Raw genomic sequence first — 14,055 nt, forward strand, 5'->3', positions numbered from 1 at the left:
CTAGCCGCCCTTCAGCATGTAGCCGGCGCCGCGGATCGTGTGCAGGATCGGCTTGTCGAAGCCCTTTTCGATCTTGCCGCGCAGTCGCGAGACGTGGACGTCGATGACGTTGGTCTGCGGATCGAAATGATAGTCCCAGACATTTTCCAGAAGCATGGTGCGCGTCACCACCCGGCCGGCATGGCGCATTAGATATTCGAGCAGGCGGAACTCGCGCGGCTGCAGCGTGATCTCGCGGCCGGCGCGCTTGACCGAATGCGACAGCCGGTCGAGCTCGAGATCGCCGACGCGGTAGACCGTCTCGGACTCGCGCGCGCTGGCGCGGCGGTTCAGCACCTCGACGCGGGCGAGCAATTCGGAAAAGGCGTAGGGTTTGGTGAGGTAATCGTCGCCGCCGGCGCGTAAGCCCGTGACCCGGTCGTCGACCTCGCCCAGCGCCGAAAGGATCAGCACCGGCGTGGTGTTGCCGCGCGAGCGAAGCGCGGCGATCACCGACAGGCCGTCGCGGCGCGGCATCAGGCGGTCGACCACCATCACGTCATAGTCGCCGGCATCGGCGAGCGCGAAGCCGGTCTCGCCGTCGCCAGCGACATGGGCGGTGTGGCCCGCTTCGGCAAAGGCTTTCTGCAAGTAGTCCGCCGCCTCGCGATCGTCTTCCATGACGAGAATCTTCATGGGACCGTTATACGCGATTTCACTGGAAGGTTGAGGGGCAGCCATATCGTGTTGCCTTCAAGTTAAAACGGCAGCGGGTGATGGGAAACCCGCTGCCGCCAGGAGCGAAACACGGTGACTGACTTACGTGCTCGGCCCCATGTTTCCCCACGGCGGCTCGGGGGTGTTGATACCGCCATGGGGAAGCTGAAAGTCGATGTCAGCCCTTGCCGACCGGCAGCGCCACGAAGCGGTTCGAGTCGTCGCGGGTGATCTGCATCAGCACGGCCTTGCGGCCGGCCTTGGCGGCATCCGTCATCGCCTTGGACACGTCGTCGGTGGTGTTCACGTCGTTCGAATTGATCGAGGTGATGACGTCGCCGGGCTGGATGCCGCGGTCGGCCGCGTCGCTGTCGGGATCGACGTCGGTGACCACGAGGCCCTTGCCTTTTTCCGCCTTGGTGACGGTCAGGCCGAGATCGGCAAGCGTGTCGGCCTTGGCCGCCGGCGCCGACTGCTTGTTGCTGTCGTCGTTCGAGGCCTGCTTGTCGCTTGCCGGCAGCGTGCCGAGATCGACCTTGACCGTCTCGTCCTTGCCATTGCGCCAGACGGTGACGTCGACCGATTTGCCCGGCGCGAATGCACCGATCATGCGGGCAAGTTCCTTGGGCGAGGCGACATCCTTGCCGTCGATCTGGGTGATGACGTCACCAGCGACGATACCCGCCTTCTTGCCCGGCCCGCCATCCTGGGCGCTTGAGACCAGCGCGCCCTTGTCCGACTTCAGGCCGAGCGACTCGGCGATATCGGAGGTGACCGGCTGGATCTCGACGCCGAGCCAGCCGCGCTGGACCGAGCCGCTCTTCATCAGGTCCTGGACGACCTGCTTGGCGGTCGAGGCCGGGATGTCGAAGGCAATGCCGACGCTGCCGCCCGACGGCGAGAAGATGGCGGTGTTGATGCCGATCACCTGGCCGTTGAGGTTGAAGGTCGGGCCGCCCGAATTGCCGCGGTTGACCGAAGCGTCGATTTGGATGAAGTCGTCATAGGGGCCGGCGCCGATGTCGCGGCCGCGGGCCGAGACGATGCCGGCGGTCACCGTGCCACCAAGGCCGAAGGGATTGCCGACGGCGACCACCCAGTCGCCGATGCGGATCTTGGAATCGTCGGCGAAGTCGACATAGGTGAATTTGTTGCCGCCGCCATCGACCTTGAGCACGGCGAGATCGGTGCGCGGATCGGTGCCGATCAGCTTGGCGTCGAGTTCCTTGCCGTCATTGGTGACGACGCTGAAATCCGAGCCTTCCGAGACGACGTGGTTGTTGGTGACGAGATAGCCGTCCTCGGAGATGAAGAAGCCCGAGCCCTGAGCGATCGGACGCGGCTGGCCATTGCCATGGTTGCGGTGGTCGAAGCGGCGCATGCCGAACTGGCCACCCTGGTCGCCGAAGCCACGGAATTCCTTGAAGAAGCGGCGCAGCTGCGGATTGTCGGGCAGGTTGTCGAAACCGTCCTGATCGTCGGAACCATCGTCGGCCGTCGGCTGGATCTTGGCCTTGACCTTCACGCTGACGACCGCCGGCGAGACATGCTCGACGACATCGGCGAAGCTCGGCACCTGCGGGGCTTCGACGCGCACGGCATCGGCCAGCACGGGGGCGGTGCCGGTGGCAAGCGCGCCCGTGCCGACCGCGCCGATAACGGCCAGGGACGCTGCAGCCGCCATCAGGCGCTTTCGGGTGGATGCAAATGAATTGGGGGCATTATTCATGGGGTTTCCTATCCTCTATCGACGTGGATGCACTCAGGCGAAGCATCCTCGGGCAAGAGGATTAGAGAGCCGCACATTACGGCGCCATTTCCGGTACATGAAAGTTTTGTAATGTTGGGGATCGGCGACGATGACCGCAGGCATGCCGCGCTTCGAAGGCTTGGCGGAAACACCCGAGACTTCGTCATTCCAGGGTGAAGCAGGAGCGAAGCTCCGTCGCGAAGATCCTGGAACCCATGCCGTTACCTCGCGCTAGGGTTGCAGCAGAGCAGAAATTCTGGACGGCCGCGACGCTTCGAAGTCACGGAATGGATCCTCGGGTCTGCGCGCGTCGCTTCGCTCCTTGCTTCGCCCGTGGATGACGACGACACAGGGGTCTCGGCCAACTCCGAGGTCCGCAATTCATGTTAGTCGCTAAGCAGCTTATCCAGCGTCGCCTGTTCCTCGACGCTGAGAACGCTGTCCGATGCCGGGCGGCGCGAGCGGCTGCCCAGCACAATGAACAGGCCGCCGGCCAGAAGCAGAAGCACCGGCGTGCCCCACAAAAGCGCGTTGCGCAGGTTGAAGCGCGGTTTTAGCAGAACGAACTCGCCATAGCGCGAGACGATATAGTCCATTACCTGCTGGTCTGTATCCCCGGCGACGAGGCGCTGGCGCACGAGGACTCGCAGGTCGCGAGCAAGATCGGCGTCGGATTCGTCGATCGACTGGTTCTGGCAGACCATGCAGCGCAGGCCTTCCGACAGCGCACGCGCCCTCGCCTCCAGCGCCGGGTCCTGCAACACCTCGTCAGGCTTCACCGCCTGTGCGGCGCCGGCGAAGAACAGCGCCAGCAGCAGGATCAGCGAGGCGAGTGAAAATCTTGCCTTCATGGCAAGGCCGCTGCCGCTACTGCAGGCTTGCGCCGCTTTGCCGGCGCGCCGACGCGCAGGCGGCGGTCGAGCAGCGACATGGCGGCACCCGCCATCATCACCAGGCCGCCGCCCCAGATCAGCGTCACCAGCGGCTTCCACCAGAGGCGCACGACGACGGAGCCGTCCTTGTTCTCGTCGCCGAGCGACAGATAAAGCTGGCTCAAGCCGATCGTCCTGATGCCGGACTCCGTCGTCATCGTCTGGCGCACCGGGTAGAAACGTTTTGCGGAGGCGATCGCGCCATCGGCGTTGCCGTCGGCGCCCATAAGCATGAAGCGGCCGCGATCCTCGGTGAAATTCGGACCCTTTTGCGGGAAGAGCCCTTCGAAGCGCAGCGTATGGCCGGAGAGTTCCACCGTCTCGCCGGGATGCATGCTGAGGATTTTCTCCGTGCCGAAGCAGAGCGTGCCGACGATGCCGAGCAAAGTCAGCCCGAGGCCGAGATGGGCCAATGCCGTGCCGAAGACGGAGCGCGGCAGGCCGGCGAAGCGGCGAAGCATGGCGGCCGGCGCCACGGAGCCGAAGCCGGATTTGACGGCAAGGTCGGTCAGCGCGCCGGCGACCAGCCAGACGGCAAGACCGACGCCGAGCGCTGCGAAGACCGAGGCGCCGTCGATGAACAGGCCGGTGACGAGCATCGCGGCGATCGCCACGGCCAAGGCCGCCATCAGGCGCTGCGAGGCGGCAATGATGTCGCCGCGCTTCCAGGCGAGCAAGGGGCCGAACGGCACGATCGCCAGCAACGGCAGCATCAGCGGTCCGAAGGTCAGGTCGAAGAACGGTGCGCCGACCGAGATCTTGCCTCCGGTCAGCGCCTCCAGCGCCAGCGGGTAAAGCGTGCCGACCAGCACCGTTGCCGTGGCGGTGGTGAGAAAGAGATTGTTCAGCACCAGCGCGCCCTCACGCGAGATAGGATGGAACAGGCCGCCCGCCGTCAGCCGCGAGGCGCGCAGCGCAAACAGCGCCAGCGAGCCGCCGATGAACAGCGTCAGGATGCACAGGATGAAGACGCCGCGCGCCGGATCGGTGGCGAAGGCGTGCACGGAGGTGAGCACGCCGGAACGCACCAGGAAGGTGCCGAGCAGCGACAGCGAGAACGTCAGGATGGCCAAGAGCAGTGTCCAGATCTTCAGCGCCGAGCGTTTCTCCATGACGATGGCCGAATGGAGCAGCGCGGTGCCGGCGAGCCAGGGCATGAAGGAAGCGTTCTCGACCGGATCCCAGAACCAGAAGCCACCCCAGCCGAGCTCGTAATAAGCCCAATAGGAACCCATGGCGATGCCGCCGGTCAAAAACATCCAGGCGACCAGCGTCCAGGGCCGCACCCAGCGTGCCCAGGAGGCGTCGATACGCCCTTCGATCAACGCCGCGACCGAGAAAGAGAAGCAGATCGAGAAGCCGACATAGCCGAGGTAAAGCATCGGCGGGTGGATGGCGAGGCCGAGGTCCTGCAGGATCGGATTGAGGTCGCGGCCTTCGATCGGCGCCGGATTGAGGCGGATGAACGGGTTGGATGTCGCCAGGATGAACAGGAAGAAGGCGGCGCCGATCATACCCTGCACGGCCAGCACGTTGGCCTTGAGCGTCGACGGCAGATTGTTGCCGAAGACTGCGACGAGCGCGCCGAAGAAGGTCAGGATCAGCACCCAAAGCAGCATCGAGCCTTCGTGGTTGCCCCAAGTGCCGGTGATCTTGTAGATCATCGGCTGCAGCGAATGGGAATTCTCCCACACGCTCGCCACCGAGAAGTCCGAGCCGGCATAGGCGCTCGCAAGGGCGGCGAAGGACAATGCGGTCAACGCGAAGCCGGTGACCGTGACCGGACCGCCGACCGCCATCAGCCGCTGGTTGCCGGTGCGGGCGCCGACGAGCGGCACCAGCATCTGCACCAGCGACAGCGCGAAGGCGAGCACAAGCGCGAAATGTCCGGTCTCGACCATTGGTTACCTGTTCTCCCGCAGGTTCTGATCGCAAAACCGCATGGCACTTTTGCGGAACCTGCTCATCAGTTCGTGCTTTCCTGCCAGACACCCTTGGCCTTCAGGCCGTCGGCGACTTCCTTGGGCATGTAGCGCTCGTCATGCTTGGCCAGCACGCTGTCGGCGACGAAGACGCCGTCCGGGCCGAAAGCGCCCTCCGTGATGACGCCCTGCTCCTCGCGGAACAGGTCGGGCAGGATGCCGGTATAGGTGACCTTGACCGATTTCTGCTTGTCGGTGACCGAGAAGGCGACGGTTGCGCCCTGCCCGCGCATGATGGTGCCCTTCTCGACGAGACCGCCGAGCCGAATGCGCTGGCCGGGCGGCACGCTTGCCGTGGCGAGATCGGCCGGCATGTAGAAATAGGAGGCCTTCTGTCCCAGCGCATAGAAGGTGAGGCCGGCAGCGGCACCGAGGAAAGCCAGCCCCGCCAGGATCACCGACAATCGCTTCTGCTTGCGCGTCATTGCCTTACTCCGTCGCCGTCACGCCGAGCGAGGCGGCGAAGGCGGTGAATTTCCTGGCCTGTTCACTGTCCGCGCCAAAGGCGGCGACAGCGCGGCCGAGCGCACTGCGCGCCTGGTCGGCCTTGCCAAGCACGACATAGGAACGGATGAGCCGCATCCATCCTTCCTCGTCGCGGGGATTCTGCTTCAATTTGTCGTCGAGACCGGCGACCATGGTCTCGATCATCGCCTGCCGGTCCTGCGGCGACATCTGTTGCGCGGCTTCCGCCTGCTGCGCGTCGGGGCCGCTGGCCGGCGCATCGGCGACAGCCGGGCCGCCCGCCTCGGCAAGCGCCTGCCGGACGGCGCTGCGCCAGGGCGAATCCGGCGCGAGCTGGCCGAGCATCTTTTGCCAGGCGGCGACGGCATCGGCCTTCTTGCCTTCCTGTGCCAGGCCCACCGCCAGATAGAAATTCGCCTTGGCGTTGGCCGGATCGAGCTTCAGGGCTGCCTCGAAGGCTTTTTGAGCGTCGGCCGAAACAATGCCGCCGGCAGCGCTGGCGATCGCTTCGCCGAGACCGGATTGACGCGGGGCGCTGTCGCCGTCGAGGCGGATGGCGTTGCGATAGGCAGTCACGGCGTCGGGAAAGCGCTGCAGCCGAAGATAGATCGGCGCCAGCACGTCCCAGCCCTTGCCGTCCGAAGGATTGGCGGCGAGATGGGCTTCGGCGCGGGCGACCAGCTCGTCGACCGAGGCATCGGCCGGGTTCTTGGCCAGACGTTCGGCCAGCGGCTGCGAAGGCAGATCGGGAGAGCCGAGCATTCCGTAGAGCCCCCAGCTCAGCAGGGGAACCGCTAGCACGGCTATGCTGGCGACCCACCTGGCGCTGCGCGCAGGCTTGAGTATTGCCGCGTCCGGCTGCACGGTCGCGCCCAGGCGCAGGATGCGCCGGCCGATCTCGGCACGCGCCTCCTCGGCCTCCCCGGGCTGGATCAGGCCGCGCGCCATGTCGCGGTCGAGCTCGGACAGCTGGTCGCGATAGACTTCGAGATCGTGATCGCCGGCCGGCGACGCGCCTTTCATGCCGCCGGTAAGCGGCAACAGCACGGCCAGGCTGGCGCCCAGCGTGAGGATTGCGGCTATGACCCAGAACAGCATGGCCCTTCCAATAAAGGCAGAGCCGTGCCCTGCCAACACGGACGTACTGCGACGCTTTGACGGCAGACGCGCCGTCCGACCTTGATCGAGGTCAATCCGACCGAATAACCGGGCCGGCCGGGTTCCTTTCTAGGTCAGCGGCGTCCAGCTGCCGTCGGCATTGCGGCAGGCAGTGCCGCGCGCGGTGACACCCGCGCCGCTCGTATAGACGGTGTGGGTGTACTGGCGGCAATCCTGCGAGCCGACCCTGTAAGGCTGGGCAGCAACGACCTCGCCATAATGCGAGGAGTTGTCGCTCTTCCACGTCACCTTCTGGCCGCTGGTGTTGTATTCCAGCGCCTTATACTCCGCTTCCAGGCCCTTGCGCTTTTCGGCATCGCTGAGGCCCGAGCCGACGGACCCGCCGATAAGCCCGCCATTCATGGCCGAGACGATGCCGGTCGAGACCTTGCCGCCGGCGGGCGGCGTGGAAACAGGTGTGACCGCAGAGCTTGGCCCGCCCCTGTCCAGCGTCGTGCAGCCGGAAACGGCAAGCAGGGCGGAAACGAGCACGACGCGGATCTTCATGCCAATAACCGGTTCTCTTGAGCGGGGGGCCGCGTCATCGGGGAGGATGTCGAGCCCATAGTGTTGATATTTGTCGGAAATTTGGCCGTCGGCCGCTGCTCGCAAATCGATAAAAAACATCATTGAAGGCTCCGCAATCCCACCGCCGCCCTCAAGCCGCCCATGCCAGACCGTTCCAGCGCCAGCGAGCCTCCATACTCGTTGACGAGGTCGGCGACAATGGCCAGCCCGAGCCCTGTTCCCGGCTTCGTCTCGTCGAGTCTCTTGCCACGTTTCAAAACTTCCCGCGCGCTGTCCTCGGGAATGCCCGGGCCATCATCCTCTATAACGATTTCGAACACGTTGCTCATTCCCGGTGCAAGCGCGACCGAAACGGCAACGGCGCTCTTTGCCCATTTCATCGCATTATCGAGCAGGTTGCCGAGCAGTTCCTCTAGGTCCTCGCGCTCGCCGGCAAAGACGATCTCCGCCGGCGGCAGCGACAGCGTCAGCCTGATTTGCGGATTGAGTTTCCGCAACACGCGCACTATGCGCTCGACCAGCGGCGAAACCGGCGTGCGGAAAACGACGCTGTCGCGCTGCGCGGCGACACGTGCGCGCTGCAGATAGTGGTCGACCTGTTTCTGCATGGAAGTAGCCTGCTCGGCGATCAACTGGCCCTTGGCGCCGCCGAGCGCGCGGCCCTCATTGATCAGCACGGCTAAGGGCGTCTTCAGCGAATGGGCAAGGTTGCCGACCTGGGTGCGCGAGCGCTCGACGATGCGCCGGTTGTTCTCGATCAGCGCATTGGTCTCGCTGGCCAGCGGCTCAATCTCGGCCGGGAAGCTGCCGTCGAGCCGCTGCGCGGTGCCCTCGCGCACCATTGCGAGCGCATTGCGGACCCGGCGCAAAGGCTGGAGACCCAGCAGGATGGCGATGGCATTGATGGCGATCATGCCGACGCCGAACAGCGAGAGATAGGTGAGCAGGCGACGCTGGAAGCTCGCGATCTCCTGCTCGAGTTCGCTGTGGTTGCCCATGACGCGGAAACGCGCGGCGCGGTTCTTGGCGTCGAGCACGAACTCGCTCTCGAACACTTCGAGCCGCTCGCCCTTTATGCCCTCCATCGAGTAGCTGCGCTGGAAGTTCGCATTGAACGGGACGTCCGCGACGCTCGGCGACAGGAGCGAGGTCGTCATTGAGGAGGAATGGATTTCGCCATGCACGCCTTCGGAGGCAGGCTCCACCGACCAGTACCAGCCGGAATTCGGCTCGGAAAAGCGAAGGTCGCCGAGGTCGGGCGAGCCGGTCAGCGCGCCGTTGTCGGAAATGCCGACGGAGCCGATCAGGTTGAACAAATGCGCCGAAAGCAGGCTGTCGAAGCCGCGCTCGCTGGCCTGGCGGTAAAGCGTGGTGATGAGGGTGAAGATGACGACCAGAGTCAGGATCGCCCAGATGGTGGAAAAGGCGATGACGCGAAAGGTCAGCGAGCGCGGCCAGAGCCGCAGCTTCGAAAGCCGCGTTTCCATGGTTGGCTTCAGCGGTTCCGCGTCACGCCTCCGGCTCACGCATGCGATAGCCCATGCCACGCACAGTTTCGATCATGTCGATGCCCATCTTCTTGCGAAGCCGGCCGACAAACACTTCTATCGTGTTGGAATCGCGATCGAAATCCTGGTCGTAGAGATGCTCGACCAGCTCGGTGCGCGACACTACCTCACCCATGTGGTGCATCAGATAGGCGAGCAGCCGGAACTCGTGCGAGGTGAGCTTGAGCGGCACGCCGTTGACGTCGGCCTTGGACGCCTTGGTGTCCAGGCGCAACGGCCCGCAGGTGAGTTCCGACGAGGCATGGCCGGCCGCGCGGCGGATCAGCGCCCGCACCCGCGCCAGCACCTCCTCGATGTGGAAGGGTTTGGTCACATAATCGTCGGCGCCGGCGTCGATGCCGGCCACCTTGTCGCTCCAGCGGTCGCGCGCGGTCAGGATCAGCACCGGCATCTTGCGGCCGCCGCGACGCCAGCGCTCGACGACGCTGATGCCGTCCATCTGCGGCAGGCCGATGTCGAGGACGACGGCATCGTAAGGTTCGGTGTCGCCGAGGAAGTGCCCCTCCTCGCCGTCATAGGCGCGGTCGACCACATAGCCGGCGTCGACCAGCGCGTCGGCCAGTTGCCGGTTGAGATCCTTGTCATCCTCGACGACGAGCACGCGCATGGGGTTGAAGCCTGTTGTTGGGTAGACCTATAGGCCGATTCCGCCAGCCTGGGAAACGACAGGGTCAGCCCATCGGAACGACGATTTCCGAGCGGCGGGGACGCTGGCCTTCCTTGCCGGGAACCAGAACGACGATCACGCAGACCTGCTGGCCGCCCCGCGTCGCCTGCGAGGCCTTGGCCAGCGTGCCGCCATTCTGCGCGGCGACCTGCTGGCCGATGGCGTAGCAATCGCTGGCGGCGAGCACCACCGGCCGATCGACCGACGGCTCGGTGACCGGCAGGGCAATCGCCTGCGACGCAAAGAGGCCGGCTGCGGCAAGCGCCAGCACTGCTTTGCGGAGATGAGGGCCAAACCTTTTCATGATCACGGTTCTAACGCATATGGGCTGAACGTGAAATGAACGGTGAACGATCGAAAATCCATGCCCGCCATACCCCCTATGGACGCCAACGCTCCCTCAAGCCCGGGTGCAAATTCATAGCCGGAAAATCAGTCGGTCCGCTACGCTTTTCGGCCTGCCGATTCCGCGCACCGCGCTACCTAGTGTAGAAATGCCGGCCGGCCATGGGAAGATGCGATGACGCGTGAGGATATTGCCGATCTCTACCGGGGCTACATCGCCTGCCTTAACGAGCAGGACTGGGGCAATCTCGGCCGGTTCGTCGGCGAGGAGGTGCAGTATAATGGCGAGACGATCGGGCTGTCCGGATATCGGCGCATGCTGGAAGGCGATTTCGAGGCCATTCCCGACCTGCGTTTCAACATAGAGCTTCTGATCTCGGAGCCGCCGCGCGTGGCGGCGCGCCTGCATTTCGACTGCCATCCCAAAGGCGTGCTGTTCGGCCTGCCGGTCCACGGCAGGCGCGTCAGCTTTGCCGAAAATGTCTTTTACGAATTCCACGACAGCCGCATAAGGGAGGTCTGGTCGGTCATCGATAAGGCCGCGATCCAGGCGCAGCTCTGAATTGGGGACCGGCAATTCCTCAGGCGCCTTCCTGCGTCAAGGCGCGGAAGCGCAGCAATCCATGATAGACCGCAAGATCCTCGTCATAGCGCGCCTCGGCGAATTCCAGGGACAGGCCCGTCTGGCCGCGCGGGCCGATGGACAGCGCCGCGCCATCGAGGCTCGCCTTGATGCTGTCCATGATGAGGCGTGTCTCGGCCTCGCCCTGGGCTTTCGACCAGACGTGCAAGGTGACCAGCTGGTCATTGTCGTTGTCGACGCCGGTCTCGAGGTCGAAGGCACTGGTGCGGCCGTAGGTGACGTTCGGAAAGGCGGCCTTGTCGCTCGCCTGCTCGAGCAGGCCCGCGCCGCCGAGCAGCGCCGACAGCGACGCATCGGTCTTCAGCCTCAGGAACAAGGCCTGCATCAAATCGCCAGGCGCCGTCATCTACCGTCCATCGCCAACACATGTCTCCGCGCCGCAGCCAATTCCGGCAGCGTAGCCGCGCTCGCGATCCGATGCCAGATCGCAAATCGATTTGAGTATAGCGTGAAGGGCGAAGGTCTCGAATTTATTACGTTTTCGTCAAATCATGAGACTGGAGCCGCCCCGCCTTCTGCGGTGCGCCTGGCAATGAACTCGTCGAGCACTCCCGCGGCGGCGGCAGCGGTGGCCGGCGGCTGGAAGTCGGCGACAATCCGCTTCCAGATGCCGGTCGCGCGCTCCGTGGCTGTCTTGCCGCCGGCCTGCGTCCAATTGCCGAAATTCGACCAGTCGGCCACCAGCGGCTCGTAGAAGGCGCTGCGGTAGCGCGTCATGGTGTGGGCGGCCGAGAAGAAATGACCTCCGGGCTGCACTTCGGCAATCGCTTCAAAGCCAATGGCATCCTCGTCGCCCGGCGTCGTGGCGCAAAGCTCGGCCACCGTCTGCAGCGCCTCGACGTCGGTGATCAGCTTTTCCAGGGAAACGCTGAGACCGCCTTCCAGCCAGCCGGCGGCGTGGATGCAGACGGTGGCGCCGGCCAGCACCGAGCCCCACAGCGCGAACTGGGTCTCGTGCGCGGCCTGCGCATCGGAGACATTGGCGGCGCTGCCGCCGCCGGAGCGCCAGGGCAGGCCGATGTGGCGAGCTAGCTGCCCCGCCCCAAGCGTCGCCTTGATGTGCTCCGGCGTGCCGAAGGCCGGAGCGCCCGACTTCATGTCGACATTGGACGAGAAGGAGCCATAGACCACCGGCGCGCCAGGCCGCACGATCTGGGCCAGCGTCAATCCGGCGAGCGCCTCGGCATGCTGCAAGGTCAGCGCGCCGGCGACCGTGATCGGCGCCATTGCGCCGGCCAGGCAGAATGGCGTGATGACCAGGACCTGACCGGCCTTGGCGAAGTCGATGATGCCTTGCGCCATCGGGATGTCCAGCTGGCGCGGCGAGTTGGTGTTGATGACGGTGTAGCAATAGGCACCGGCGCGGAACTCATCCTGCGAAAGGCCGCGCGCCAGGCGGATCATCTCGAAGCCGTCCTCGACCTGCGGCGTGCCGCGCGCGAAGACGAAGGGGAACTTGTCCGACAGCGTCAGCTGCGCCCGGTTGACGGCATAGTGGCGGAAGCGGTTGTCGAGTTCCTGCGGCTCGACGCAAGGCCCGAGCATATGCAGCACGTCGAAATGCTGGACCAGCTTGATGAATTCCTCGAAGGCGGTGAGCGTTCCCGGCCGGCGGCCGCGCTCGAGATCGGTGACATTAGGGGCCCCGGAGCCGGCCAGGAAGGTCATCGAGCCGAGCTCGAGCGTCAGGTCGCGGGAGCGGTCGCCGCCGAGTGCCGGAATCGCGCGCGGCGCCGAGGCGAGCGCGGCTTCGACCATGTCGCGACCGATCCTGACCATCTGGCTGTCTTCGTCGACCAATGCACCGGCCTTGCCGTAGATCGTCCGCGCCTCGGGCAGCAGCACCTTGATGCCTAGCTCCTCCAGCACGCGCAGCGCGGTAGCGTGGATGGCCGCGACCTCATCGTCGGAAAAGATCGGCTGCGGCAGGAACGGGTTCTTCAGCGACCGGTAATTCGGATGGCGGCTCGACTCGCTGCCGGCCTCCCCGGTGCGTCCCCGGCGGCGCTCGCGCCTGAGATCGCGTGCGGCTTCCTCAATCATGGCGGTTCCTCCTCATTGCCGCATCGCCTTGCCTTCGGCGTCGTAGGGGCGAGGCCGCGATGACGCGCGCCGGCCGTTCGACCCCGACAATGTGTACGGAAAGCTCGGTCCCCTCCCCGGCTAAACCGTCATCGAGCAACGCCAGGGCGACGCTCTTAGCGACCTTGCAGCAATGCACCCTGCCGGCGCGGAGGTTCCCATCTGTTCGTTCAAGCCAGCGATCGTCGGACACCCACGTCTCGCGACTCTACGAAGAATCGGATGCATTTTGGAACAATTACAGATTGTTTCAGTTCAACGTGCATCACAAAGCCACGTCATTTCAAGGCAGTGAGTTGACGGCATCCAATGGCGACGGGCGAGGACAAAACCAGTGATCAAACCCTGCAATGCCTCACGACCGAACATTTCGTGTTGCAGACGGCGCGGTCGGCCACCATCCAGGAAGCCAATTCGCGCGCAGACCTTTTCCTGACCGCCGTTTCCAGCGCAACCGTCGCGCTGGCATTCGTCGCTCAAGTAACGCGCATGGGGCAGCCATTCGTTTTTTTCAGCCTGATCCTGCTTCCCTGCCTGTATTTCATCGGCATCGTCACCTTCGTTCGGGCGGTCCAAGTCGCAATCGAGGACATGGTCCTCGCACGTGGCATGGCTCGCATCCGACACTATTTCGTGGAGACGGCTCCAGGCGTGGAGAAATACTTGATCCACTCCCGTCACGATGACGAGGAGGCATTGCTCGTCAGCAAAGCCCTTCATTCCTCGCACTGGCAGTCATTCATGAGCACAGCGGGGATGGTGAGTGTCATCGCCAGTGTCATCGCAGGTGTTTTCGCCGGCGTGCTGGCGAAAGCCGTCGCAGTCCTGGGTATGGTTCCGGCAACCGGAATTGGCATGTTGGTATTCGCCGTCAGCGTCTTCGCCCTTCGTCGATACCAAGAGGCTAGATGGAATGCTGTCGAACATATGCTGGACGTGCGGTTCCCAAGCACCACAGCTGCCTCTCGTGACGCCGGCCGTTCAGATGAACGGGGTCGAGAGCACCCCGGACCATGATCGTGCAAGTCTATGAATTCGCGCGGCAAGAATGGGCCAACCGCGCGTGAGAGACGCCTCGATGCGGCAAGGCGCGCGTCAGCTATCTCGCCGCCTATCTGCGCTCCTTCATCGGCCAGGAACCGACCGAGGCGGATGTGGTGCATTTTATGCGATTCATCGCGGCGCGGTGATATCGATCGGCTGTTGACGGCCAGCACACCTCTAATCAACAAAGCTCGT

14 protein-coding genes are annotated in these 14,055 nt (G+C 64.6%); 2 read left to right on the plus strand and 12 right to left on the minus strand.

The genetic code is table 11. From position 1 onward, the window contains the following. The 10 genes from FJW05_RS23660 to FJW05_RS23705 form a co-directional block, all read right to left on the minus strand. The gene (locus FJW05_RS23660) at positions 1 to 675 is read right to left on the minus strand and encodes a response regulator transcription factor (RefSeq protein WP_140636130.1); all 675 of its coding nucleotides are present in this window, start codon (positions 673 to 675) and stop codon (positions 1 to 3) included. 199 nt (positions 676 to 874) lie between these two features. Further along, on the minus strand, positions 875 to 2,425 hold the full coding sequence (locus FJW05_RS23665; RefSeq protein ID WP_140636132.1) for a Do family serine endopeptidase: 1,551 nt from the start codon (positions 2,423 to 2,425) through the stop codon (positions 875 to 877). 407 nt (positions 2,426 to 2,832) lie between these two features. Then, positions 2,833 to 3,297 (minus strand): cytochrome c-type biogenesis protein, encoded by a 465-nt coding sequence (locus tag FJW05_RS23670; RefSeq protein WP_140636134.1) that lies wholly within the window; start codon positions 3,295 to 3,297, stop codon positions 2,833 to 2,835. Then, positions 3,294 to 5,279: a heme lyase CcmF/NrfE family subunit gene (locus FJW05_RS23675; RefSeq protein WP_140636136.1), complete on the minus strand. Its 1,986-nt coding sequence runs from the start codon at positions 5,277 to 5,279 to the stop codon at positions 3,294 to 3,296. Before FJW05_RS23675 ends, FJW05_RS23670 begins: the two co-directional genes overlap by 4 nt. Before the next feature lie 65 nt (positions 5,280 to 5,344). Next, positions 5,345 to 5,785, minus strand: a complete 441-nt coding sequence (ccmE, locus tag FJW05_RS23680; RefSeq protein ID WP_140546178.1) for a cytochrome c maturation protein CcmE — start codon at positions 5,783 to 5,785, stop codon at positions 5,345 to 5,347. 4 nt (positions 5,786 to 5,789) lie between these two features. Then, positions 5,790 to 6,923: a c-type cytochrome biogenesis protein CcmI gene (gene ccmI, locus FJW05_RS23685; protein ID WP_140636137.1), complete on the minus strand. Its 1,134-nt coding sequence runs from the start codon at positions 6,921 to 6,923 to the stop codon at positions 5,790 to 5,792. Between the two features lie 129 nt (positions 6,924 to 7,052). Beyond that, positions 7,053 to 7,490, minus strand: coding sequence for a hypothetical protein (locus FJW05_RS23690; protein WP_140546176.1), 438 nt, complete (start codon positions 7,488 to 7,490; stop codon positions 7,053 to 7,055). 119 nt (positions 7,491 to 7,609) lie between these two features. Then, on the minus strand, positions 7,610 to 8,998 hold the full coding sequence (locus tag FJW05_RS23695) for an ATP-binding protein (protein ID WP_181165052.1): 1,389 nt from the start codon (positions 8,996 to 8,998) through the stop codon (positions 7,610 to 7,612). A gap of 22 nt (positions 8,999 to 9,020) precedes the next feature. Then, positions 9,021 to 9,686, minus strand: a complete 666-nt coding sequence (locus FJW05_RS23700) for a response regulator transcription factor (protein ID WP_041002188.1) — start codon at positions 9,684 to 9,686, stop codon at positions 9,021 to 9,023. 64 nt (positions 9,687 to 9,750) lie between these two features. Further along, a complete protein-coding gene (locus tag FJW05_RS23705; RefSeq protein WP_140636141.1) occupies positions 9,751 to 10,050 on the minus strand; it encodes a hypothetical protein in 300 nt (99 codons plus the stop codon). A 216-nt stretch (positions 10,051 to 10,266) separates the two neighbouring features. Here FJW05_RS23705 and FJW05_RS23710 point away from each other — a divergent pair, with 216 nt between their 5' ends. After that, entirely contained in the window at positions 10,267 to 10,653 is a 387-nt protein-coding gene (locus FJW05_RS23710; protein ID WP_140636143.1) for an ester cyclase, read from the plus strand. Positions 10,654 to 10,672: 19 nt separating this feature from the next. Here the strand turns inward: FJW05_RS23710 and FJW05_RS23715 are convergent, their stop codons facing one another. Continuing rightward, positions 10,673 to 11,080 (minus strand): DUF3168 domain-containing protein, encoded by a 408-nt coding sequence (locus tag FJW05_RS23715; protein WP_140636145.1) that lies wholly within the window; start codon positions 11,078 to 11,080, stop codon positions 10,673 to 10,675. Between the two features lie 143 nt (positions 11,081 to 11,223). Next, positions 11,224 to 12,777, minus strand: a complete 1,554-nt coding sequence (locus FJW05_RS23720; protein WP_140636147.1) for a trimethylamine methyltransferase family protein — start codon at positions 12,775 to 12,777, stop codon at positions 11,224 to 11,226. Between the two features lie 348 nt (positions 12,778 to 13,125). Between FJW05_RS23720 and FJW05_RS23725 the strand changes: the two genes are divergently transcribed. Then, complete coding sequence (locus FJW05_RS23725) at positions 13,126 to 13,833, plus strand: hypothetical protein (RefSeq protein WP_181165053.1); 708 nt, start codon at positions 13,126 to 13,128, stop codon at positions 13,831 to 13,833. Positions 13,834 to 14,055 lie beyond the last annotated feature (222 nt).

This window comes from Mesorhizobium sp. B2-9-1, assembly GCF_006439455.1.
Taxonomy (GTDB): Bacteria; Pseudomonadota; Alphaproteobacteria; order Rhizobiales; family Rhizobiaceae; genus Mesorhizobium.